General features: G+C 58.9%; 15 protein-coding genes. 12 read left to right on the top strand and 3 right to left on the bottom strand.

Translation table 11 applies throughout. The features are described from left to right. Positions 1–2: 2 nt before the first annotated feature. Together pbpC and ABIT76_06475 are read right to left on the bottom strand one after the other, a co-directional pair. Positions 3–2,225, bottom strand: coding sequence for a penicillin-binding protein 1C (gene pbpC, locus ABIT76_06480; protein ID MEO7932786.1), 2,223 nt, complete (start codon positions 2,223–2,225; stop codon positions 3–5). After that, positions 2,222–7,864, bottom strand: a complete 5,643-nt coding sequence (locus ABIT76_06475; protein ID MEO7932785.1) for an MG2 domain-containing protein — start codon at positions 7,862–7,864, stop codon at positions 2,222–2,224. The genes pbpC and ABIT76_06475 overlap by 4 nt, the downstream gene beginning before the upstream one ends. A gap of 64 nt (positions 7,865–7,928) precedes the next feature. On the opposite strand from ABIT76_06475, the gene ABIT76_06470 reads away from it, so the two are divergent. The 3 genes from ABIT76_06470 (at position 7,929) to ABIT76_06460 (ending at position 12,269) form a co-directional block, all read left to right on the top strand. Next, entirely contained in the window at positions 7,929–8,540 is a 612-nt protein-coding gene (locus ABIT76_06470; GenBank protein MEO7932784.1) for a sigma-70 family RNA polymerase sigma factor, read from the top strand. Between the two features lie 120 nt (positions 8,541–8,660). Then, positions 8,661–10,910: an SUMF1/EgtB/PvdO family nonheme iron enzyme gene (locus tag ABIT76_06465; protein ID MEO7932783.1), complete on the top strand. Its 2,250-nt coding sequence runs from the start codon at positions 8,661–8,663 to the stop codon at positions 10,908–10,910. 249 nt (positions 10,911–11,159) lie between these two features. Further along, on the top strand, positions 11,160–12,269 hold the full coding sequence (locus tag ABIT76_06460; GenBank protein ID MEO7932782.1) for a DNA topoisomerase IB: 1,110 nt from the start codon (positions 11,160–11,162) through the stop codon (positions 12,267–12,269). Here ABIT76_06460 and ABIT76_06455 read toward each other — a convergent pair. Further along, positions 12,266–14,452 (bottom strand): glycoside hydrolase family 3 C-terminal domain-containing protein, encoded by a 2,187-nt coding sequence (locus ABIT76_06455; GenBank protein ID MEO7932781.1) that lies wholly within the window; start codon positions 14,450–14,452, stop codon positions 12,266–12,268. The two genes, ABIT76_06460 and ABIT76_06455, sit on opposite strands and share 4 nt — an antisense overlap. An 86-nt stretch (positions 14,453–14,538) precedes the next feature. On the opposite strand from ABIT76_06455, the gene ABIT76_06450 reads away from it, so the two are divergent. The 9 genes from ABIT76_06450 (at position 14,539) to ABIT76_06410 (ending at position 24,674) form a co-directional block, all read left to right on the top strand. Further along, positions 14,539–17,019 carry a glycoside hydrolase family 2 TIM barrel-domain containing protein gene (locus ABIT76_06450; GenBank protein ID MEO7932780.1) on the top strand — a complete coding sequence of 827 codons (2,481 nt, stop codon included), beginning with the start codon at positions 14,539–14,541 and terminating at the stop codon, positions 17,017–17,019. 52 nt (positions 17,020–17,071) lie between these two features. Beyond that, positions 17,072–18,802 carry a (E)-4-hydroxy-3-methylbut-2-enyl-diphosphate synthase gene (gene ispG / locus ABIT76_06445; protein ID MEO7932779.1) on the top strand — a complete coding sequence of 577 codons (1,731 nt, stop codon included), beginning with the start codon at positions 17,072–17,074 and terminating at the stop codon, positions 18,800–18,802. Between the two features lie 25 nt (positions 18,803–18,827). Beyond that, complete coding sequence (locus tag ABIT76_06440; protein ID MEO7932778.1) at positions 18,828–19,370, top strand: L,D-transpeptidase family protein; 543 nt, start codon at positions 18,828–18,830, stop codon at positions 19,368–19,370. A gap of 9 nt (positions 19,371–19,379) precedes the next feature. After that, on the top strand, positions 19,380–19,820 hold the full coding sequence (locus ABIT76_06435; GenBank protein ID MEO7932777.1) for a thioredoxin family protein: 441 nt from the start codon (positions 19,380–19,382) through the stop codon (positions 19,818–19,820). After that, positions 19,726–21,021, top strand: coding sequence for a sulfite reductase subunit alpha (locus tag ABIT76_06430; GenBank protein ID MEO7932776.1), 1,296 nt, complete (start codon positions 19,726–19,728; stop codon positions 21,019–21,021). The genes ABIT76_06435 and ABIT76_06430 overlap by 95 nt, the downstream gene beginning before the upstream one ends. Then, positions 21,018–22,445 (top strand): glycosyltransferase family 39 protein, encoded by a 1,428-nt coding sequence (locus ABIT76_06425; protein MEO7932775.1) that lies wholly within the window; start codon positions 21,018–21,020, stop codon positions 22,443–22,445. Before ABIT76_06430 ends, ABIT76_06425 begins: the two co-directional genes overlap by 4 nt. Next, positions 22,442–23,335 (top strand): alpha/beta fold hydrolase, encoded by an 894-nt coding sequence (locus ABIT76_06420; protein ID MEO7932774.1) that lies wholly within the window; start codon positions 22,442–22,444, stop codon positions 23,333–23,335. The genes ABIT76_06425 and ABIT76_06420 overlap by 4 nt, the downstream gene beginning before the upstream one ends. Positions 23,336–23,427: 92 nt before the next feature. After that, a complete protein-coding gene (locus ABIT76_06415) occupies positions 23,428–24,225 on the top strand; it encodes a hypothetical protein (protein MEO7932773.1) in 798 nt (265 codons plus the stop codon). A 23-nt stretch (positions 24,226–24,248) separates the two neighbouring features. Beyond that, positions 24,249–24,674 carry a hypothetical protein gene (locus ABIT76_06410; GenBank protein MEO7932772.1) on the top strand — a complete coding sequence of 142 codons (426 nt, stop codon included), beginning with the start codon at positions 24,249–24,251 and terminating at the stop codon, positions 24,672–24,674. Positions 24,675–24,796 lie beyond the last annotated feature (122 nt).

The raw sequence follows: 24,796 nt of genomic DNA, 5'->3' as shown, positions 1-24,796 counted from the left end.
GCTCAGCCAGCGTTTCCGACGACTTCGATTTGGATCTTCGCCACGTCCTGCCGTCCGTTTTGGTCGATGACCACGACCTGATGCGCACCCGCTCCCGGCGACCAATGGAGCGAGGCTTCCGGCGCGCAGGCTCCGATGAATTGTGCGCCGTCGAACCAGAAAAGACGCTTCGTTTCCGGGGAAAAATTCGCGCGCAGGGCGAGTTCGCGCACACCGTTGGATTGGCGCGTATAAATCGTCCCGGCTCGCGGCGAAATGATCTTAAGGGTCGAGCCAGTGGCGTTCAACGTCTGATCCGTCGGTGCAAATGGCGGCGGCTGGCGGCGCGGCAAACCCGCCTTCGCGAATAGTTTCTGGATGTCACTCGGCCAAAACTCGAAAATTTCCCTCCGCACCGGGCGCGATCCTTGGTCCGTGAGCAGGCGCAGACCCGACTCGCAATCGATGAAAATTTCCTGATGCACCGCACAAGTCTCTATCGGCGACACCCCGGGAATGAACCAGCCGGGGCGGTGCGACTTGCAGTGCGACCCGGGCAGTTGACCGGAGACGGAGCAGAGTTCGACTTGGCACAGATTCGCGCCTGCTGGCGGCAGATGCGGCACGGATGGGAGCTGGCCCGCGTTTTCCAGCGTCTCCAGGATTTGGAAAAAGAGCGGCGCCGCGGCGATGCGTCCCATCAACGCAGGATTGGCGTGTCCGTCGAAATTCCCGACCCATACCGCCAGGACATACGGGCCGCAAACGCCCACCGACCAGGCATCGTGATAGCCATGCGAGGTGCCCGTTTTCCAGAAGACGGGCTCGTGCAAAGTGTAGCCATTGGGCGGCGCGGTCTTGCGCAACATCTCCAATGTTAGAAACGCCGCCTCGGGAGTTAGATTCTGATGTCCGTTCATCTCGCCATTGCGAGCTAACATCGCATAGAGCCGCGCCAAATCCTCCAGTCTAGCCTCGCCGCCCCCGAGCGGCAGACTTAGTCCATACCACGTCGCTGGTTTCGGAAAATGCACGCCGCACTGTCCGAGAAATTGATAGAGATCGGGCTCGTGCAAACGCGATGATAGTTCCACTGCGGGAACATTTCGGCTGCGGGCGAGCGCATCCGATGCGTGAATCGGACCGGCAAATTCGCGGTCGCTGTTCTCTGGGTTGTAACCGGCAAACGAACGCGGCGCATCGAGCAAAATCGAGTCGGGATGAATCAGTCCCTGCTGCATGGCCAGCGCGTAAACCAGCGGCTTCAACGTTGAACCTGGCGAGCGCAGGGCACGCGCGCCATCGACCTGGCCGCTGATCGAGCGATTGGAAAAATCCGCAGAGCCGAGATGCGCGACCGTCTGCATTTTTTGCCAGTCGAAGAGGATCACCGAGGCATTCTGAAGATCGAGACGTTGCTGTGTGCGGAGATAGGAGGAAGTCACTTCGACTAACATCCGCTGCGAGTCGCGGTCGATGGTCGTTTTCACCTCGCGTCCGGTGCTTTTTCCAAGAATGCTTCTCACATAATGCGGCGCCTCCGTGGCAGGCATTCCGCGATAGATCACGCAAAACTGCCCAGCCTCGCTTCCGCCTTTTCTAACCATTTCCGCTTGCAACGCTGGGTTCTCCCGATCTCGCAGCGGACCGCGCCGAGCCGGACTCTGCGGGATCACGCTCAAGGCCAGCGCCTCATACTTGGAAATCTCCGCAGGCGACTTGCGAAACAACGCAAGACTCGCGGCACCGACTCCCTCTAGATTGCCGCCGTAGGGCGCGAGGTTGAAGTAGGCTTCGAGGATTTCCTCCTTGGAATAATGACGCTCCAGTTCCAATGCGTGGAGAATTTGATTCAACTTGCCGCCGATGCTGCGTGTGTGCAGCCCGTATCGCAGACGCGCGAGTTGCATCGTAATCGTGGACGCGCCGCCGCGTTTGTGGCCGCTCATATAACGCCCGGCGGCGCGTACTAGCGACACGGGATTGAAACCCGGATGCGTCTCGAAATAACGATCCTCGTGCTCCAGTGTCGCTCGAATGACTTCGGGTGCAATCTTCCGCAGTGGAGTGTATATCCGGTATTTTTCGTCAGCGGAAAGCGTCACCGCCAGCCGCTGTCCATGGGAGTCAAATACCTCTCTGGAAAACGAAATGCCATCCAGCAGCGACGGCTTTGGCAGAAGCAGCCAGAGCGCTCCTAATGTCAGCAGGAGTTGCAGTGTTCTAGCTAACAAACGCTTCCTCATGGCTGCACGACCTCAATGCTACTGGCCACGCCATGCGACTGGAGTGTGCGGTCATACATCGACTCCGCGTAGGCTGGTGGAACGGTGAATTTCCCCTCGCTGATCGGGCGCAACTGCCACTTCCATTCGCTCGTGTCTTTTCCTAGCTGTCCGAAGAGAATCACGCGATCCTCCCTTACCTCGACATAGTCGAGACCGGGTAGATTGGAGCGTCCGGGCTTGATGGAATCCGCCACGATTTCAAAGCCGCCGGGCACCAGGTCGATGATGGCCACATTGGCGATGCGGCTCTTCTCCATCGAGCGGGCAACCACACGAACGGTGACGGGTTTTCCCAAGGTGATCTTCGTCACAGCCGCGCCATTTTCATCGATCAGCTCGTGCCAGACTTCCATGCCTTTGTTCACAGCCTTTTTAGAAGGCTGCACTTGGAAGCCTGCTTCCCAAGTTTGCGCAAAAACTCCCAGCGGTCCTGGCTGTCCCTCGACGGCGAAGAGAAGCTTTTTAAGTTCCTTGGGAATCTCACCGCGCTGCACCAGATTGCCTTCTAACTTAACTCCGGGAACACTCAGTTTCGGTGGATGCTGGGCTATGAGTTGCGAGTAACTCTTCAGCGCCAGCACCGCATACGCCGCAGAAATCGTGCTGTAATGTCCCTCGCCGATGGGTGCCAGATATTTGGCGTATTGCTCAGGAGTTACCTTCTTCAATCGTTCTGGAAAGTGGCGCGCCAGCAATGCCAGATAACGAGAGTCGGCGGAAAGCTCGTCGTAGAAATCGCAGCGATCCTCATCGGGAATGTCGCCCAACTTGTAGCCGCCGATCAGGTCGTCGCCTTTGCTGGTCTTGAGCATTTTCCAAGTGGCCGCGAGATAGGCGGAGGTTAGATCAGAGTGCCATTTCTTTTTCCAGCGGCGTTCCAGAGTGTCTTGCAGATTGAGGGCTTGGTTAGTCGTCACTTGCTCCTCCCTCGTGAGAAGATAGATGGAGTAGGCAATCGCCCGCGCCTGCTCCAGATCACGAGGTTCCATCGCCGCCACATCGCGCAGATGACGCAGTCCATTTTCCAGCAAATCATTTGGCGGGTTGAAGCCGGCAGCCTTCGCCTCGATCAGGAAATGCATCACGTAGGCGCTGATGAAATCCGGCCCTTTGCTTTCCTCCGCCGTCCAGTAGCCAAAAGAACCGTTGCCCGCCTGACGTGTCCGCTGCCTGGCATAGACGAGTTCCATTTGACTCTGCACGAACTCGCGCGACTGGCCGAAATCCGCCTCGTCCGCCAGCACTAACCTCGCAAACGCCCCGCTCATGATCTGCTCGCTGCAACCATAGGGATAGTTCTTCAAGTAGAAGTCCAAGCCCTTGGCGAGTCCGAGTGGAACTGCGGAAATCGTCGCGTTGCCCTGGCGATATTCATCGAACCAGCCTCCCAACAATGGCATTTCCTGCGTTCCTTTTTTGAAACTGGCCGAGCGCAACTCGACCATAAACGGAGTCGCTGGACGTACGCTTAAGGTCGCCGCCAGGTGACTCGATTCACCGCCTTGCGACGCGATAAAGTTCAAACTCGCCGCACCCAGGCTGCGTTTGACTCGCACCCGAATCGTCGTGCTCACCTCTTGATTCTCCGGGATTTTCAAGTCCACGGACAGCGCTCCGACCAGCTCCAGTTGCGCGGAAGGTTCGACTTCCAATCGAATCACGGCATCGGGACCAGAACCAGCGCGATTGTTAGCTACGGTCACGCCTGCGGTGAATTCATCACCCGGAGCCACAGCCAGCGGAACACCGGGTGTGATGATGAATGGTCCGCTTACTAGCACCGGCAGCTCGGACGAGCCCACGGAGTCGCCGCTGATCGCCACGGCCATGACTTGCAGCGTGCCGTTGAAGTAGTCTGGAACGTCGTAGTCGATTGTCTGGTCGGTGGTGTTGGCATCGATGATGCCCGACCACCAGACGACTGGTTTCTCCGTCATGCGGCGGAATGGATTGAGCTTGTTGTCCTCACCGCCACCGGGCGCTGATAGCTGGCGCAGGAGTGAAAATTCCGGGATGAGCAGATCGACAATCTGGGACGTTTGCGTCTCCAGCCGCGTCTTGCGAAAGAACCACGCCAGCGGATCGGGCGTCTGGTAGTTGGTGACTTGCAAGATGCCCTTGTCCACGGCGAAGAGGACGATTTTTGACTGGCGATCCGTCTTGTAATGAATGGTTAGTTTTTCACCCGGCTTGACTTCTGACTTGGTGTTAACCTCGATCTTCACGCGGCGTCGGTCGAAGTTGGCTTTGAATGGAACCACGCCATAACTCAACGGCGACGTGAATATTTCTTTCGAGTCGAGACCGCGAATAAACGCGACACTTACATAGCCCGTGCCCTCAAAATCAGCCGGGATTTGTATCGTCTGCACGCTGCTCGCCGCGTCTGCCTTGAACCACGCGAAGCTGTGCACGTGATTGCTCTCGATGGAGATCAGACCGCTGCCGGTGTAGGGCGCGCGCAGGCTCACTTGCATGGTGTCGCCCGCGTTGTATTCAACCTTGTCGAGCTGGATTTGCAGCTCCGCGTTGCGATCCAACCCACGTGTTAGCTCCCCTGCCCCGACGACGCGAAACTCCACGCGGGAAACGCGCTCACCGGCTTCGTTCCAGAGCTCGCAGATGAAGTCGCCGGGACGTGTTGAGGGCGTGTTCCAGGAAAATCCGTCGAATGGAAATGCGATCCTGTCGCGGCTGAGTTCCTCGTCCTGCGTGACGGATTCGTAGGCATAGTTTCCATTTTCTTTTTTGACTAACATCGACAAATGTGTTTGCTCGATGAGTCGCATTTCGATGTTAGTCAGCTCTATTTTTTCGAGCTTGGGATTGACCGCAATGAACTGCACGGCGCGCTGGGTGCCAACTTGGATGAAACTCAGATCACCGTCTGATTTGTGGCCGATCAGCCACGGTTGCGCGGAGACAATCGCCGACGCACGGCCGGTGACGCAGCGGCCGCTGTTTCCCTCGAAGGCCTCGGCATAGTAATCCATCTGCCAGGTCGCGTTGGCGTAGCTTTCCAGCCCGAACGGCACATGCGCGACACCGTCTGGTCCTGTGGTTTGATCGGACACCTCGACCTCGTGCAGACGCGGTTCTTTTTCCTGGTCGAGCAGCCGATCGTAGAAGGTGAAGTCGGCGTATTCCGGGAAGGAAAATCCGCGCGGGGAAATTTGCAGCGTGCTAACAATCCGCCGGTTGGTGGCGGGAGTTCCATAGAGATTGCGCAAGGTGAGTTCCGCCTCGATCTGGTCGGGCGTGATCCAGCCTATTGCGGCGGTTTTGTTGAGCTTCGTTTCGAGTTTCATTCGGTCGGGCAGAAACTCTTTCACGGTGAAATTGGCACCGCCGAGACGGATGTCTCGCCAGCCATTTCTAACCAGATAAATGTCGCAGCCATATTGTCCCGATGGCGACTCGTTGACTGTGGCAAAATCGAGCGAGGCAAACGCGTCGCGGGTGAGTGACATTCGTTTCACCAAAGCCGATTTGCCTCGCGAATCGGTGACTTCGATCTCGATGGGCAGGCCTTCCAGATTGCCCAGCCAGTTGCGCTGTTTGATCGCCCAGGCGAGGTGAACGGTGTCGCCGGGACGATAAATTCCGCGCTCGGAAAAGACAAAGGCGTCGAGCGTTTCCGGGTGAATGTTAGTCACGCCGCCGATGTCGAAGCGCGAGAAATCCAGCTTCCGGTCTTCGCGGTTGCAAGGGAGAAAGGAAACGTCCTCGCCGAGCCGCGCGACGAAGGCGACAGGCTCTTTCTCGCGGCGCTCGTCGGTGAGTTTTGGGAAGGAAACGCGTCCATCGCCGCCGGTGATTTGAGTTAGAAGCGGCTCACCGTTTTTGCCTAGTAGTTCGACTGTGACTCCGGTGGCGGGTAATCCGGCTTTGATGCTCATGACGAAGACATCGCGGCTGCCATCGGAGTTATATTTTGTTAGCAGCCCGAGGTCGGTCACGAGGATGAAGCGCATCGCGGCGCTCGTGTCCTCGATGGCATCATTTTTCGGATTCCAAGCTTGGGCGCGGAGGAAGAAAAGCCCTCGCTCGCTGCCGCCGTCGGCAGGCATGGCGAGATGACTCGAGAAGTCGAACGTGGAATAGTTAGCAGAGAAACGGCTGGTCAGTGCGACGCTCTGTTTCTCCTCGGCGATGCGGGATATATTCTCCTCGTTGAAGTAGTCGCCGAGAAAATTCGGGTGCTGAAAATTACCCTCGGTCTGGCTGATGAGATGGTTGATTTGATTCGACTGAACGCGGGCGAGTTCGTAGCGAATGCCAGGGATGCCGCGCGATTTTACGGAGAGTTTTCGCTCGCCGCTGAGGGCCAGCAAACCGCCCTCGCTCTGAAAGGTTAGCTCCTTGGGCGGCTCCGGCACGGCGAGGACCGTGCGGTAGTCATCCTTCAGCGGATAACCGCCGAGCGCCTCGATATTTTTGTGAATCCTAACAAAGAGCTGCCCATTTTGCTCGATCTTGAATTTGAATGAAACCTGCGTCGCCGTCGGACGCCCCGCTGGCAGGAGTGTAAGTGGAATGTTAGTCGATTGCGCGAGAATCTCAGGTGTGATTTCGCTCGCGCTTTGCCAGCGAGGCAGATGACTCGGGCGCGGTGGGAGCAGGAACATTTCCAGAGCGGAAGCGACGGTCTCGGGCTTGATTTCGGCGGTCGTGTCCACGAGGAGAATTTGCTCTAGCTCACCGTCGGCTTTCCTAACAATGTCGCCGTGAATCGTGTCGATGCGGAAAAAGCTGTAGCGATCCGGCACTTTCACCTTGGCAATCACGTCTTCGCTGGCGGAAGTTTTCCCGTGCATCGGACGGATCTCGTTGGATAGAAGCAGGCGCGCAAAGTCCTCCACGGGCGGGAGCTGAACCGGGGCGCTTCGCAGGTAAACAACGCGGTCCTGCAAGCCGTATTCGAGGGTGAACTTGGGTTTTCCACTGGCAAAAATCGGCGCGCCTCCGATGAGGCTGAGATCGATCTGATTCTCCAATTCGCCGCGCAGCACCGGGTGGGTAAATTCCAGCGTGGCGACGAGTTGCCGGATCGCCGGGTCCTTGGGATTTTGATAGAAGCTAAACTCGCGCACCCGGCTCGCAAAGGCGGGCGTGGTAATGGTTAGTTTCGTGTGATCCAGCGGCAGATCCTGGCGGACGAAGCCGGGTTGGAAACGAACCTTGTAGGTGACTCCCGCAGGCCACTCGGTTTTGGGCTGAAACTGAAGCGTTCGATCCGATTCCCAACTCCATTCGCCGGGCATGGCGGGTTCCATTTCAATGCCGGTTTTGATGACTTTCCCGACGTTCGACAACGGAGCCGCAGAACGATCGAAGTCGATTCGCAGCGGCGGCGGCGTGGCTTTTTCCACGAACGGCATGAGCCCGATTTCTTGCGCTGTGACATGGATCGCGAGCGGCTTAGGGCGGTGTTGCAGCCAGTTTGCGGTCCAGGCGAGTGAGACTCCGATGAGGAGGACGGCGAGGCTGGCGAGGCGATGCCGACCGATCCAGCGCAACCAGCCGGGCGGCGACCAGTCGAGGTTCCCGAAGAGGGTGTGCAGCAGCTTTTTGAAGAATGATAAAATGTTTCCCATGAGATTCCATACGGAGACATTTCGGGAATCTTTCAAAAAACTTTGCGGACGCTAGACTGCGGCGATGAAACACAGCTTTCTCCCGACGCGCCGCAGTCTCGTGGAGAAGCTCGCCAACCACGACGATCACCGGCTCTGGCACGAGTTCCATGCCACTTACCGGAAGCTGATTCACCACGCGGCACGACGCTCCGGCTTAAGCGAGTCGGAGGCGGATGAGGTGGTGCAGGAAACGCTCATCACCGTCTCGAAAAACATCGGTCGTCTCCGCTACGATCCCGAGATCGGCTCCTTCAAGGGTTGGCTGCTGAACATCACCCGCTGGCGAATCGCGGATCAATTTCGGAAGCGCGAACCGGGTTACAACGATCTCTTAAAAGAAGAAACCGGACGCACCGCCGCACTCGACCGGCTGCCCGATGGCGCGGGCCGGCTCAGCGAGGTCTGGGAAAAAGAATGGCGCACGCACCTGCTCGAAGCGGCGCTGGCGAACATCAAAAAACGAGTCGAGCCGCGTCACTATCAAGTCTTCGACTGCCACACGTTGAAGGAATGGCCGGTGCAAAAAGTCGCCTCCGAATTGCAGGTGAACATCGCGCAGGTTTACCTCATTTGTCACCGCATTCGGGGACTGCTCAAGGCCGAGGTGAAACGGCTGGATTCGGGTAAGATTTAGCCACGGGCGGAGCGACCTGATTTTCCTCTGTGAACTCTGTGTTCTTTGCTCCTCTGATGGAGAAAAATAAATAAGGAGCTATCTCGTCCGACTCGGTTGTGGCTAAATCTTTCTTAGCCGATGCCTCCCACGATTCCAGACCACGAGATGCTGCGCGTGATCGGACGCGGCGCCTACGGGGAAATCTGGCTTGCGCGAAGCATCACCGGAGCGTGGCGGGCGGTGAAAGTCATTTGGCGGGCCAACTTCGATCACGAGCGGATTTTTCAACGTGAATTTGGCGGCATGACCGCCTTTGAACCCGTGTCGCGGGCGCATCGCGGCTTCGTCCATTTGCTGCATGTCGGGCGCGATCCGCACAACGCGTTTTTTTATTACATCATGGAGCTGGCGGACGACGTCGGCGGCGGGAAACAGATCGAGCCGGAGACGTATCAGCCGCGCACTTTGGCGAGCGAACTCACCCGGGAAACGCGCCTTCCTGCGGCGGAATGCATTCGCCTCGGAGTCGCATTAACGTCGGCTCTGGCCGAGTTGCATCGTCATGGGCTGGCGCATCGCGACATCAAACCAGCGAACATCATCTTTGTCGGCGGCGAACCGAAACTGGCCGACATCGGACTCGTCGCGGCGACCGGCCAAAAGTCGTTCGTCGGCACCGAAGGCTACGTTCCGGCGGAGGGACCGGGCTCGAATTCGGCCGATCTCTACAGCCTCGGCAAAGTGCTCTACGAGATCAGCATGGGCCGCGACCGGATGGATTTTCCCGATCTGCCGGACGATCTGGATGAACGCGACGACCGCGCGCTCCTGCTGCGGCTGAACCCGGTTTTGCTGAAGGCCTGCGCCAACGATCCGAAGCGCCGCCACGCCAGCGCCGCCGCGATGGGACACGAACTCGCCTTGCTCGACGCCGAGCGCAAGAAGCGTCCGGTGAAACGAATGCTGGCCGCGCTGCTGCTCCTGCTCGCGGGCTGGACCGCATTTCACTTCACCAAAAGTGCGCCGAACGAGAAGCCGGGAAGCGTCACGATTCTGACCGAGCCGCCGGGAGCCACTGTGCTGCTCGGCGAGAAAGTGCGCAGCAGTCCGGCGAAATTTTCCAGCGTCGAGCCGGGCGATTACCGGCTGCACATCATGCGCGACGGGTTTGCGCCGGTGGACATACGAATGAAAGTCGAGCCGGAGCAGAATGCGGCCCCGGCCGCCTTTGTCCTCGCTCGCAGCCACGGCGATCTGGAGATCACGTCCGAGCCCGCCGGAGCCGCCTGCACGCTGGAGGGGCCGCTTCATTTCCGCGATGAAAAACCCACTCGCCAGCAGGGCGTGACGCCGTTTTCCTGCAAGAATCTGCCCACGGGCGAATACCGCATCGTCGCGCAAATCGCCGCCGCCACCGTCGAGCAAACAGTCGAGTTGCAGCCCAATCTGGCAAACACGGCGCAACTCCGTTTCACCAACGGCAGCGTGAAAATCATCAGCGCCCCGAACGGCGCGCGCGTCCTGCACAACGGCGTCGAAATCGGCCACACGCCCTGCCTCCTCGACGACATCACGCCCGGCGAAGTGGACTACGAAATACAGCTTCCCGGCTGGCGCACGGCGCACGTTCAGGGGAAGGTCGAGGCCGCCAGCCAGACCTTTCTCGCCGCGCGTCTGGAGCGTGAGCGGATTGTAACTCCGGGCCAGCCGTTTACGAATTCGCTCGGGCAAAAACTTCTCCCCTTGCCCGACGTGGCCGATCTCTGGGTGGCCGACACCGAGACGCGCGTGCGGGATTGGCTGGAATTTTGCGCGGCGACCGGGGCGGTTTGGCAGAAGCCCGACTTTGCCTCGACCGATCTCTACCCCGTGGTGAGCGTGAATTGGAACGACGCCAACGCCTTTTGCCATTGGCTCACCGCCCGGGAACAGGCGGCGGGTCAGATCGATCAGACGCTGGAATATCGCCTGCCGACCGACGCCGAATGGAGCGCCGCAGCCGGTCTGCCCGTGGAGCCGGGCGACACTCCCGAGAAGCGCGACGGGCGCAACAAGGAGCTTTTCCCGTGGGGCAAAACCTGGCCGCCTCCGCCTGCGATCGCGAATCTGGGTTTGCCGAAATACGCCGACGGTTATCTGCAAACGGCGCCCGTGGCTTCATTTCCACCTAACTCAAATGGCTTTTACGACCTTAGCGGCAATGTCTGGGAATGGTGCGCCGACAGTTACAACGCCAGCGAGCGCGGCTGGGGCCTGCTGCGGGGCGGCTCCTGGGGAACGAAGGATCGGGCGGAAATCCTCAGCGCTTATCGGAATGTCACGGATCGCAACGAGCGCGACGTGGTTTATGGATTTCGCTACGTGTTGGCTCCCGTAACTGCTCCGTAAAGGATCACGCGCTGTTTTTAGCTCCGTCGCTCCGGTTTTTAACGTGTCCGCGCCACTTTTTAAGGCCTCCCCGCTGCTTTTTAGCGTCTCCACGCCACTTTTTAGCACCTCCACGCCGCTATTTAGCGTCTCCACGCTACTTTTTTAGACCTCCACGCTGCTTTTTAGCGCCGTCGGTCTGCTTCTTAGCGTCGTCGGTTCGTGTTTTTCCACGCTCGTGAGTCGAGTTAGAATCGAATCAGAGGTGTGATGAATGGCCCCTCCGCCGAAATCCCGAATCCGTTTGTGGACGCCCTTCAGGAAGAGGCCAGGGAGGCCGGGCTACGCTACACGCACGACGATCGACCGGGCATCCGGCGTGAGAAACGGGGCGAGGAAATCGTTTACCTCCATCCGAATGGAACTCCCGTGGACGATGATTCGACCCTGACTCGGATCAAGCGGCTGGCGATCCCGCCTGCCTGGACGGACGTGTGGATTTGCCCACTCGAAAATTGCCACATTCAAGCCACCGGACGCGATGCCCGGCGGCGGAAGCAATATCGTTATCACCCGAAATGGCGGGAGCATCGGGATGAGAATAAATTTGGCCGCATGATCGCTTTTGCGCGGGTGCTGCCGAAGATTCGCCGCCGGGTGAAACGCGATCTCGCCCGCCGTGGAATGCCTCGCGAGAAGGTGCTCGCGACGGTGGTGAGCCTGCTCGAAGGGACTTTGATTCGTGTCGGCAACGACGAATACGTGAAGCAAAACGGCTCCTATGGCCTGACCACGATGCGCAACCGGCACGTGCGCGTGCGGGGGGCGAAGATCGAGTTTGCCTTCAAGGGCAAGAGTGGGGTGCGTCACGAGATCGCGGTGAAAGATCCGCAACTGGCGAAGATCGTGCGGCGTTGTCAGGAGATGCCGGGTCAGGATTTGTTCGAGTATGAAGGCGAGGACGGCGAGCTGCACACGATCACCTCGCAGGACGTGAACGAATACCTGCGCGGGATCGCCGGCGAGGACTTCAGCGCCAAGGATTTCCGGACGTGGGCCGGGACGGTGCTGGCGGCGATCGCGCTGCGGGAGTTTGAGGCGTTTGACGCGCAAGCCGAGGCGAAGAGAAACGTCGTTTCCGCCATCGAAGCCGTCGCGAAGATGCTCGGCAACACGCCCTCCGTTTGCCGCAAATGCTACGTGCATCCGGTGATCCTCGACAGCTATCTCACCGGCGACACCATCGCCACGGTCCAGCAGCGAGTGGAGGGAAAAATCGACCGGTCGCTCTCGAAGTTAAAGCCCGAGGAAGCCGCCGTGCTCATCTTGCTTCAGCAGAAATTGAAGACGAACCGGCGCTCGGTGAAGGCGCGGAGTTAGGGTCGAATGGTGAGTTGATCCTGCACGCGAATGTCTTCGGAGGAAGCGCCGACGAGCACGTCGAAGGGGCCAGGATTGACGACGAAGCCGTGGGTTTTCTCGTCCCAATAGGCGAGTTTTTCGGCGGGCAGGCTGAGGCTGACGGTTTTCTTTTCGCCGGGTTGGAGCGCAATGCGGCTGAAGCCCCGGAGTTCTTTGGCTGGACGTTTGACGGCGGGTTTCAACTCGTGAACGTAAAGCTGCACGACTTCGTCACCCGCGCGCTGGCCGGTGTTTTGGACATCCACGGTGACCCTGACTTGGTCACCCGTGGCAACTTCTTTGGCCCTTAACCGCAGGTTGGAATAGGCGAATGTGGTGTAACTCAGCCCGTGGCCGAAGGGATAGAGCGGCGCGCCGTTGAGATACATGTAGGTGAAGCCTTTGGTGACGTCGTATTCGTCGAGCGGCGGCACTTGCTTTTCGGAGGCATAGACGGTGTGCGGCAGGCGTCCGGCGGGGTTGACGTCGCCGAAGAGCACGTCGGCGATGGCGTGGCCGCCTTCCTCGCCGGGCCACCACGCCTGGAGGATGGCGGGGATGTTTTCTTTCAGCCACGGAACGGTCAGCGGGCCGGCGCTCATTTGCACGACGACCGTGCGAGGGTTGGCGGCGAGGACGACTTTGACGAGTTCCTCCTGATTGCCGGTCAAGCCGAGGGTTTTGCGGTCGCGGCCCTCTTGCTCGACGGCTCCGGTGGTGCCGACGAAAACGATGGCGACATCCGCCTGTTTGGCGAGTTCGACCGCCTTTTTCAGCTCGGCGTCCTTGTCGATCTTGTCCTCGGGCGTCACTTTGACCCACCGCTTTGGTCCGCCATCGACCACGTCCCCATAGGTGGTGAGTATCTCTGTGCCGCCGGCGGCACGGTCTTTGATGCCCTGCAAGGCGGTGATGACATTACTGGTTTTGCCGTTGTAATTGTTGGTCAGAATTTGGTCGGCCAAGGGGCCGAGCACGGCGATGCGCTTGAGCTTGGTTTTGTCGAGCGGGAGGAATTGCTTGTCGTTTTTGAGCAGCACAATGGATTGTTGCGCGGCCTTGAGCGCGATGGCCCGGTGCGCGGGGCTACCGACGACGTCGGGCGAGATTTTGCTGTAAGGGCCGGAGTCGAATGGATCGAACTCGCCGAGGCGGAAACGGACGCGCAGCACGCGGGTCACGGCGTCGTCGAGGCGCTCCTCGGTGAGCTTGCCCTCGCGCACGGCGGCGGGGATGTTTTCCTCGAACTCCTTGTCGGAAAAGTCACAACCAGCCATCAGCGACTGGGCGACGGCATCGACGTAGGTCATTTTGCTTTTCTCATGGCCCTCGACCATGGTTTTCACGCCGCCGAGATCGGAGACGACGAAGCCGTCGTGCTTCCATTCGTTTTTGAGCAGATCGGTGAGCAGCCAGTGGTTAATATTGTTCGGTGTGCCGTTGATGGCGTTGTAACTGGCCATCAGCGAGCAGGTCTTGCCCTCGACCACGGCATCGCGCCAATGCGGCAGCCAGTATTCGCGCAACATCCGCTCGGAAAGATTGGCGTTGAGCTTTTGGCGGTCGGTTTCGACGTTATTGACCGCGTAATGCTTGAGTGTGGCGGCGAGTTTGAGATGATTCGGATCGTCGCCCTGCAAGCCGCGGACATAGGCCACGGCCATGCGGCCGGTGAGGAACGGGTCTTCGCCGAAGGCCTCGTGGTTGCGGCCCCAGTAGGGGTTGCGTTCGATGTTGATAACCGGCGCGCGGTAGATCAGTCCTTTATGCTCGCCGGGAGCTTGGGGGTCGAGATGCCAGCCGTTGTAAATGGCGCGGGCCTCGTCGGAGAGAACGCCCGCGATTTCGTGCTGCACGAGGTCGGGGTTCCAGGTGGCGGCCATCGCGATGCAGATGGGAAAAAGCGTCGCCGGTCGGTCCCATTTCACGCCGTTCAGACATTGGTTCCACTGGTCGGCGCGAATGTTGAAACGAGTTACAGTCGAACCTTTATGGTTCAGGAGCTGGGCTTTTTCCTCCAGGGTCAGGCGCGAAACCAGATCGCTCACCCGCTTTTCCAACGGCTGCTGCGGATCGCGAAAGAGCTCGGGAGTTGCATCCGGTTCTGCCCGGAGAATTTGGGCACCAAAGCAGAGAGTGAAAAACAGCAGGGGGAATCGCATGGCCGCATCTTGGATAGAAAACGGGCTCGTTTCCATGAAAAAGGCCATTTAACATTGCCAACTTTAAGGTCACTCTCTCATCCACCATGATTCTCCCCCGACTCCTTTTTTCCATTCTGACGCTTGCCGTTTTCTCCGCAAACCTGGCCGCGCAGACTCCACGCCAACAGATTTCCCTTGCCGGTCCCGGGTGGAAATTCCTCGGCGGAATGGACGCCGACACGCTGCCGCAAGTCGGCACGCCGGAATTCGCCCAGGCGAGTTGGATCGATATCGAAGTCCCGCATAATTTCCAAGCTCGCGGCGCTTACGACATCCTCAGCAAGGGCGTTTACCGGCGCTCGATTTCGGTCGATCCGGCGCTCGCTGGGAAACAACTTTATCTCGTCTTCGAGGGCGCGGCGGCCATTGCCGATGTCAGTGTGAATGGACTGCACCTCGGCCAGCATCGCGGCGCTTACACGCGGTTTGTTTTCGACGCCACGGCGGCGCTTCATGCCGGCGCGGACAACGATCTCGTCGTTTATATCGATGATTCCACGGCGAACACGGTCGATCTCCTGCCGAACATGAGCGGCCTCTACAAAGTCTGGGGCGGGCTCTATCGCAAGGTCTGGCTGCTGGCCGTTGCGCCCGTGCATATCGATCCCACGGACTTCGCCGCGCCGGGCGTTTACCTCACGCCGCACGATGTCAGCGCCGATTCTGCGGGCTTGAAGATTCGCGTCCTCCTGCGCAACGCCTCCGACCGCCCGAGCCGGGTCGAAGTCCGCTCTAAAATCCTCGATCCAGCGGGGCACGAAGTGAAAACCGTCACGGCGTCAGTCGAGTTGGAGTCGAATGGACGCGGCGCAGCGGAGCTGTCGGCGACCGTCACGAAGCCGCAGCTTTGGGAACTGGGCGAGGGGAAACTTTACACTGTCGAGACGCAGCTTTTCGTCGGCGGAAAAATGGTGGATGAGGTCACGGAAAGGACCGGATTCCGCACAGTCGAATGGAACTGGAATGAAAAAAACGTGAAGGTGAACGGACGCCAGGTCCTGCTCGCCGGATCTAATCTGCACCAGGAAATCGAGCGCAAGGGCTCGGCGGTGACCGACGATGATCTGCGGCAGAACTTCGACGTCATCCGCGATCTCGGTTTCAACTTTCTCCGGCTCCCGCATTATCCTCATGCCCGGCTCGAATACGATCTTTGCGACCAGAACGGCGTCCTTTGCTGGGCGGAAAACGGCAACAGCAACGGTATGTGGGTGAAGAACGGCGACATCGCGAGTCCGACTGCGATCCAGATCACGACCGAGATGGTGAAGCAGAATTACAACCATCCCTCCATCGCGCTTTGGAGCGTGGGCAACGAGGCCGCGCCCGAGCCCGCAGACCAATGCGTGCCCATCGTCCGCGCGCTCGATCCGTCGCGTCCAGTGGTGGTCGCAAACATGAAACGAGGCATTGCCGACTTCAAATGCGAGAACATTTACCCCGGCTGGTATGGCGACCAGATGGAAAAATACCAGCCCCAGGGTTTCATCAGCGAGATCGGCGCGGGCGGCATGGTCACGACGCATTGCCACTACGCCCAAGCCACATGGAAGGTGAATACATACGAGCCCGAGGAATATCAGCAACTTGTGGCAGAGCACCATTTCCAGCAAAGTTTCCACGGCGACAACGCCCGGCTCGGGCTGTTTCTCTGGTGGTGCATGAGGGATTTCAGCGACGTGAAATATAAGAAACCTGTCGGCATCAACACGAAGGGACTCCTCACCTACGCGGGCGACAAAAAGGACATCTACTATCTCTACCGCACGTTTCTGCGGCCTGCCGAGCCGACGGTGCACCTGACTTCGCAGCGCTATTTCCTGCGAATGGGCGCGATTGATAACGGGATCAAAGCCTACAGCAGCGCGAAGCGGCTCACGCTCACACTCAACGGCCAGACCGTGTCCACGCTGGAGAACGGACAATACACGCAGGCGCGCAACGGACAGCATGTGGACAATGTTTTCTACTGGCCCGCGCCGTTGCGGACCGGGAAAAACATCGCCGTCGTGGCCGATGATTCGGGTCACAGTGATATGGCGGTGATCTATTTTTACGGAGCCGGTGGCGCACCGGAAGTGGCCGATGATTCGCTGCCGATCACAGCGTTGCAGTCGTCGAATCCGAAAAACCCCGCCTACTTCATGGATATGCCGGTGCAGGCGCAGTGGCCGATTTATTACGACTTGGATTCGACTGCCGACAACTCGTTCGACGTCCTGCCGCCCGAAGTCGAGGGTACCCGCTGGATCGCCACCCGGCGAGTGACGAAAGACGGCCAGGCGACGGCTCTTTCCTTCCGGCTGACGCGTCCGGCGACGATCTATATCATGGCCACAAAACTGCCGGACTCGCCTGCGTTTGTGAAAACGGGCGACTTCCAGGAAGTGAATACTCCCCAACTCCAATGGCGCAACAACGACCTGCTCCTCGTCCCGGCCCAACTCTTTTCGCGTCAGGCTGGAGCCGGGGAAATCATCCAGCTTTCCGAGGCCGACCGCGACCAAATCGTGCTCATTAAATAGCCGCGCGTCCCCTGGTTGCGAAAAACCGCGTTTTGGGGAACACTTTGCGGCCATGTCCGAACTTCCCTCCCCTGCCCGCCGCCTGTCCCGCGAAGTGATGGTCGGAAACGTCGGCATCGGCGGCTCGAATCCGATCCGGGTCCAGTCGATGATCACCTGCGACACGATGGACACCGCGGCGTCGATCCAGCAAACGCTCGACCTCGTGGCGGTCGGTTGCGAGATCGTGCGGATCACCGCGCCGACCGTGAAGGACGCGGCCAATTTGCAGAACATCGTCGCCGGGTTGCGCGCGGAAAATTGCCAGGTGCCCATCGTGGCCGACATTCATTTCAAGCCCGACGCCGCCCTGGAAGCCGCCAAGTGGGTTGAAAAAATCCGGGTGAATCCGGGCAACTTCGCCGACTCAAAGAAGTTCAAGATTCTCGAATACACCGACGCCGAATACGCGGCCGAGTTGGAGCGGATTCGCGAGCGTTTCACTCCGCTGGTCCAGCTTTGCCTCAGCCGTGGCGTCGCCATGCGTATCGGGACAAATCACGGATCACTCAGCGACCGGATCATGAATCGTTACGGCGACACACCGCTCGGCATGGTCGAAAGCGCGCTGGAGTTTGCGCGGATTGCGCGCGATCTGGGCTATCACAATTTTACGTTCTCGATGAAGTCGAGCAATCCAAAGGTGATGATCAATGCCTACCGATTGTTAGTCGCGCGGCTCGACGCCGAGGGGCCAGACTGGAATTACCCGATTCATCTCGGTGTCACCGAGGCAGGCGATGGTGAGGATGGACGCATCAAGTCGGCCATCGGCATCGGCAGTTTGCTGGCCGACGGCATCGGCGACACCGTGCGCGTGTCGTTGACAGAAGACAGCGTTCACGAGATTCCCGTGGCTCGTGCCTTGGTGGAAAACATCGTGCTCAATGGCAAAACCGACGCGTCGGCCTGCGATCCTTTTGCCTATCGGCGGCGCGCCAGCAGTCGAATGGAACTCGGCTCAGTCTCGCTGGGCGGAGAAGAAACGGTGCGCGTTTTCACGACGCAATCCAAGTGGGACGCGCTCGCTCACAAGCTCGACAAACTGGGCGATTACCAGCCCGAGATCGTGCTGGAAACAAGCGGCGTCCGAGCCATTGATCCCCGCGACGAGGCGGCGATTGCCGAGCTACATGCGAGTTCCAGTCCAATGTTAGTCACGGTGGCCGATGACGTCGCGCTGCCGGTGATCGAGGCGTTTCGTTTGCTCGCCTCGCGCATCTCGGAGCGACACCCCATTTTGTTGAAGGATCCACTCTCCCAAACTCCGCGCACCGACTTTTTGAAGACGCTCCTAACCTCCGCGACTAACATCGGCTCGCTTCTCTGTGACGGCATCGGCGACGCGGTCCTCGTTCGCGGCGAGGAAGCGCCCGGACAATCGCTGCGGCTCTCGTATAACATCCTGCAAGCAGCCGGCGCGCGCATCTTTAAGACGGACTACGTCGCCTGCCCGAGTTGCGGTCGAACCTTGTTCAACCTCCAGACCACGACCGCGAAAATCAAGGCCGCCACCGCGCATTTGAAGGGTGTGAAAATCGCCATCATGGGGTGCATCGTCAATGGTCCGGGCGAAATGGCGGACGCTGATTTCGGCTACGTCGGCGGCGCTCCCAACAAGATCAATCTTTACGTCGGCAAAACTCCCGTAAAATTTAATATCCCCGAAGTCGAGGCCGTCGAACGCCTGATCGACCTCATCCAGGAACACGGCAAATGGGTCGAGCCCGCCATTGCTGTCTAACTCCGTTCTAAAAACTAAAAATCTTATGTCACTCGCCTCTAAATTCCTCCGCTTCCTTCCGCTTTTATTGCTAGCTGCCCTCACGGGTTGCAGTGCGCTAGAAGACCCGATGGTGAACCTCAATCCATTTCGCAATCCCTCTGGCAAGGCAAAGATCGTGATCGATCTCAGCCAGCAAAAAGCCTGGCTCTATCGCGGTCGTGAAGTCGCCGCCGTCTCGCGCATTTCCTCGGGTCGCGAAGGTTACGATACTCCCACGGGCAACTTTTCTGTGATCCAGAAAGATGCCGATCATCGCTCGAGCGTTTATGGTGCCTACGTGTTGAAAGGCACGCGTAAAATCGTCGTTGCCGATGTCGATACACGCAAGACCAAGCCGCCCGCTGGCACGACTTACATCGGTGCGCCTATGCCGTATTTCCTGCGCTTCCAAGGCGGCCACGGATTGCACGCGGGGAACGTTCCTAACTATCCCGCATCCCATGGTTGCATCCGACTGCCCGGTTTCATGGCGAAGAAATTTTACGACGGTGTTCGGCTCGGCACGCCGGTGATTGTTCGTCGCTAGTTCTCTCGCATGAGGCGGCTCGCGATTTTCCTCACCTGCGCGGTTTTCTGCGGGACAATGTTAGGCGCCGACATTTACGACCCGAAGGCCGATGGAAAAAAACTCATCGCCAGTGCGCTCGAACTCGCCAAAAAAGAGAACCGCCACGTGCTCCTCGACTTCGGCGCGAACTGGTGTCCGCCCTGTCATTCACTGCATCAGTTGTTCCAGTCCAACACCGCGATTCGCGAGAAACTCGCCGCCAGTTATGTGCTCGTGATGATCGATACGAACGAGGACCGCAACCACGATGTGAACCTCCGCTACGGCACGCCGACCTTGCGCGGACTGCCCGTGCTGGTCGTTCTCGACTCCGGTGGAAATCAGGTTTTCACCCAAGACACGAGCGGCTTCGAGAGCGGGAAAAACTACGACGCGAAGAAGGTCCTCGCCTTCCTCAACAAGTGGTGACGCTCGACCCACGCTTGACCCATTGAAGCAATCTGCTAACTCTTTGGGCCTTATGTCCGCCGATCCAACCGCTCTTTATTCCCGCAAAAATCCGTATCCAGCGAAACTTGTCGTCAATCGCAAGTTGACCGCCGAAACTTCGCAGAAAGAGACCCGCCATTTCGAGATCTCGCTGGCTGGTTCCGGAGTGGTTTACGAGGTCGGCGATTCACTCGGCGTTTTCGCCAGCAACTGCCCGCAGCTCGTCGAGGAAATCATCCACGCTCTGCATCTCACCGGGGACGAGGAAGTGCTGAATCCCGACAAAGCCACCACCACCCTGCGCAGCGCGTTGTTGAAAGATTGCGTCATCACCGCTCCATCGAAACAATTTCTCGAAGCCATCGTCGCCAAGGCCGAAGCCGCACCTCTGATCGCCGAACTCCTGCAGCCCGATCTCAAAAAGGACTTGGAGGAATATCTCTGGGGCCTCGAGATCATCGATTTCCTGCTCGATCATCCGTCGATCCAATGGACGGCGGCGGAATTTGTCGCCACGCTGCGCAAACTTCAGCCGCGTCTATATTCCATTTCTTCGAGCCTGAAGGCGCAGCCGGAGCAGGTTCATCTAACCATCGCTGCCGTGCGTTACGAGAGCCACGGACGCCAGAGAAAAGGCGTTGCCTCGACCTTCCTTTGCGACCGCGTGACCGACGAAGTTCCCGTCCCGGTATTCGTTCACACGGCGAAAGGATTCCGCCTGCCCGAGGACAAAACGCTACCCGTCATCATGGTCGGACCCGGCACTGGCGTGGCTCCATTTCGCGCGATGGTGCAAGAGCGCGAGGCGACGGGCGCAACGGGTAAAAACTGGCTGTTTTTTGGCGAGCAACGCTCGGCCTCCGATTTTTTCTACAAAGACGAATGGGAAGCCGCCATGGCGAAAGGCGTTCTCACCAAACTCACCACGGCTTTTTCGCGCGATCAGGAACAGAAAATCTACGTGCAGCATCGGATGCTGGAAAACGCCCCGGAAATCTGGCGCTGGCTCGAGGAGGGCGCGCATTTCTTCGTCTGCGGCGACGGCGCACGCATGGCCAAGGACGTGGATTTTGCCCTGCACCAGATCATTGAAAAAGAAGGCGGCAAAACCCCCGAGGAAGCGGCTCTCTATATGGAGGCTCTGAGAAAAGACAAACGTTACAAGCGCGACGTCTATTGAAATCCTCGCGCTGGCTCGCCGTCCTCTGGTTCGCCCTCATCGTCGGCGTCTGGATCGCACGCGGGCTGCCGTGGAATCTGGACGAATACGACCAGGCGAAACAGGCTTACACGTCCTATGAAATGATCGGGCGCGACGCGTGGTGGTATCAACACACGCCGCGCCAGGACTCCGCCACGAAGCCACCGCTCGTCGGCTGGATCTCGGCTGGCCTCTACAAGATCAGCGGAAATTGGGACGCCGCCTGGCGGTTGCCCTCGCTGCTCGCGGCCATCGGGACTTTGATCCTTCTCTGGCAGGGCGGCCTGAAAGTCGCGGGCATCGGCGGCGCATATCTGGCCACGGCGGCCTTTGCCTGGAACCTGCTCGCGATCCGCCTGGCGACGATGGTGCGCACGGACATGGTCCTGGCATTTTTCATTTTCGCTAGCGGTTGGCTGATCTGGCGGCGTCTGCAAAACGATGAAAAATGGACCGTCCGCGGCACGCTCTGGCTTACGCTTTTGCTCACCGCCGCCACCATGACGAAGGGGCCGATCTACCACGCCTTTCTGCTACCGGGCCTCGTGGCGTGGCTGATTTTTGCGGAGCCGCAGGAAAATAAATCGCGCATCGTCGCCGGGTATTTCGTCGCATCGCTGGCGTCGTTACTGCCCTTTCTCCTCTGGACTTGGCTGCGAATGCGGCAGGACCCGGCATTCTACGATCAAGTCGTGGTGAAGGAATTTCTCGGGCGTTTCACCGTCGGCGCGAAGGCGGTGCACAACAACCAGACGTGGTATTTTTATCTGCCGCATCTCCTCACCAAGACCGCGCCGTGGAGTCTGCTTTTCCTCGCTGCGCTCGTCCTGAAACGAATGCAACTCGACTGGAAAAAAAACTCCGCCACGCTCTGGCTCATCTGCTGGACGCTGGGCGGCGTGATCGCCATGAGCCTCGTCCCATCGAAGCGCGTGGACCGCATTTTCCCAGTCATCCCAGCGGCAGCATTGACTTTGGCCGCGCTTCTTCCTGTCTTGCGGGCACGATTCTCCCCTCGCCTGCTCGTGACTTTGGGTGCGCTGGCGGTCGCTGGTTATGGCGGATACACCATTTTCGTCGTGCGCGAAGGGTATCGTCACGAATTTGATCGGCTCGTCAAATTTGGCTCCCAAGTTCGGCAACTCTGCGCCACGAATCACTGGAACTACGCCCTCGTCGAAGGTCGCGACGAAGGTCTTCTCATGTATGCCGGAAAAATGTCGTTTACCGAGCTAAAGACGACTGCAACCCAACTCAAAAACGGCACGCTTCAGGCCGCGGTAGTCGATTCGAGCGACTTGAAAAAACTCACCAAAAACACAGGCGAGTTGCATTCGATTCTGGAAATCGCTCATCCGACAGACACCGATTATTCCTATTATCTGGTGCAGCCAGTGCGATGAAACTCCCCGCTTTCGTCACGCGCTGGGTGCTGGCGATCGGCGCGCGGTTTTTCCGAAAAATTCAGCAACCGCGCGTGCATCCGCCGGTGCCCGACTGGCCGGGTTGCATTCCATTGGAAGTCCGCTCGCGCGACGGTTGCACGATTCGCGGCTGGTGGCAGCCGGAGTCGCGGAAAACCGGGACGATTGTTTTCGTTCACGGCATCACGATTGATAGTTTTCGCTACGTCGAACAGGCGCGCTATCTCAGCCAGGAAACGGGACTTTCCGTCGCCGCATTCGACTTGCGGTCGCATGGAATTTCGGACGACGCGCCGTTTACTTTCGGTGCCGCCGAATCGTGGGATGTGCGCGCTTTTCTGAATGCATTGGAACTCGCCCGCGCTCCCCGGCCTTACATTTTGATCGGCGACTCCCTTGGCGGACTCGCCACGCAACGCGCCGCCATCGAGGACTCACGAATCGACGGCGCGGTGCTCATGCAGACGCCCGGCTGGTCGTGGAATGCGATCCGCTGCGCCGCTCGGAAGAAGTCCGTGCTCGCCCGGTTTCTGAACGCGCATTTCGGCAGCGACATCCTCAACGACGGCGACTTGCGGCGTTTCCCGGCGCAGCAAATGCATCGTCCGCCGGTCTTTTATGTGATGGGAGATCGGGATTTCTACGACTGGCGCGCGACTCGCCAGATTTACGACTGGTGGGACACGCCGAATGCCGGTGAGTCGAATGAAACTCCGCTCACCTTTCCAGAGCGCTCGCGGTGGTTTGCGCTCGTGGAAGGCGCGGTGCACGACACGGGTCTGCCGGATTGTTACAACGTCTGGCGCTGGCCCCTGATCTGGCCCAACATCATTCGTTTTGTGGAGATCGTCTGCCAGCGGCACGGCTGAGGGCGGGCGTGTTTTCATTTGCCTTGCGCCCCGGCATACGGCTAATTACAGGGCCAACGACTCGCCTGTTGGAGAAGATTTTTCATACCGTCATGCATTACTTTCGCCCCGCCGCCCTCCTCGTCCTACTCGCCTCCGCCATGCCTCTTCGGGCTGCGGCGCCCCCGGCCCAGATCGATCTCAGCCAGTTTCAGCAAGCGACCCAGATCGACAACGTCATCGTCCCCGTTCCGGCGGAAATTTTTCTCGTCCTCGATAAGATTGGAACTCCCAACTGGAAGGCCGAAATGCGCGAGGCCGACCTGAAAATTGGCGAGCGCCATCAGATCGCGCTCCTTCTCGGGACGGTGATTGCCGACGGTTTTGTGGCTGTCGAGGCGACCGACCGCGAGAAAGTGAAGAACATTGGCCGCGACGTTTTGAAACTCGCCGGAGCCATTGGCGTGCGCGATTCCGTTCTCGGACGCAGCAACAGCATCATTGAAAAGGCCGACAAAGGCGACTGGCTGAACGTGAAACGCGAGCTCGACGGCGCGCTGCAAGACGTGCGCAACGCCATGTCCGAGCTCAACGACGACCAACTCGCCCACTTGGTCAGCCTCGGCGGCTGGCTGCGCGGCACAGAGGTTCTCACCTCCGTCCTGAACAAAAGCTACTCCAAGGACGGCTCCGACCTGCTGCATCAGCCGCAGCTTTTGGAGTATTTCAATGCCCAGATCAAGGCGATGCCGCCCGAACTGCGGAAGACCTCCTTGATCACTCAAATTCGCCGCCGCCTGCTGGAAATCAGCCCGTTGATCGACGAGCCGGAGATTTCCAAGCAGTCAGTGGACAAGGTTCATGCGATTACCAGTGACCTTGTAAAGTCGATCTTGCAAAAAGACTCCTAATCGCGCTTACTCCACACTCTCCAGTGAAAAAATTCGTTCACCTCCTCATCGTCTGTCTTACGCTGATCACTCCAGCGCTGGCCACGGTCGATGACGCGATTTCGGCGGCCATGGAGGCGGCTGATCCTTACGTGAAACAGGGTTTCACCGTGCGCGAGGATCAATGGGGCGGCGACCTCGGTGTGGGTGAAAAGAAGGCGTTTCAGCACACACTTTTCAAGGGCAACGACTACTGGTTTTTCATGGCTACGGACACGCTGAAAGCCAAGGTAAACGTCCATATTTACAATGGCGAAGGCAAGCTGGCCGACCAGGAAGGCTGGCAAAAAGGCTCCTACGCAGGGATCCGTTTTCGTCCGCCGAGCACGGGCAGCTATTACCTAATCGTCGAGGTGGAGAAATCGCCCGAGGAGCGAACGCATTGGGCGCTGGTTTACGCCTACAAATAGGAGTGCAAGGCCAAGGTTTGGCTCTGAATACGTTCGGCTTTTAGACGCCTGTTGGCCATCTTCGGCCAGATGGACTTTTGAACAGATCGACCTTGACGACGTTCTGGGTTGGAGTTAGGTAG

This window comes from Chthoniobacterales bacterium (assembly GCA_039930045.1).
In the GTDB taxonomy this organism is placed as follows: Bacteria; Verrucomicrobiota; Verrucomicrobiia; order Chthoniobacterales; family DASVRZ01; genus DASVRZ01.
The sequence above is the reverse complement of the archived record's forward strand: the minus strand, read 5'-3'. Positions and strand labels throughout refer to the sequence as shown.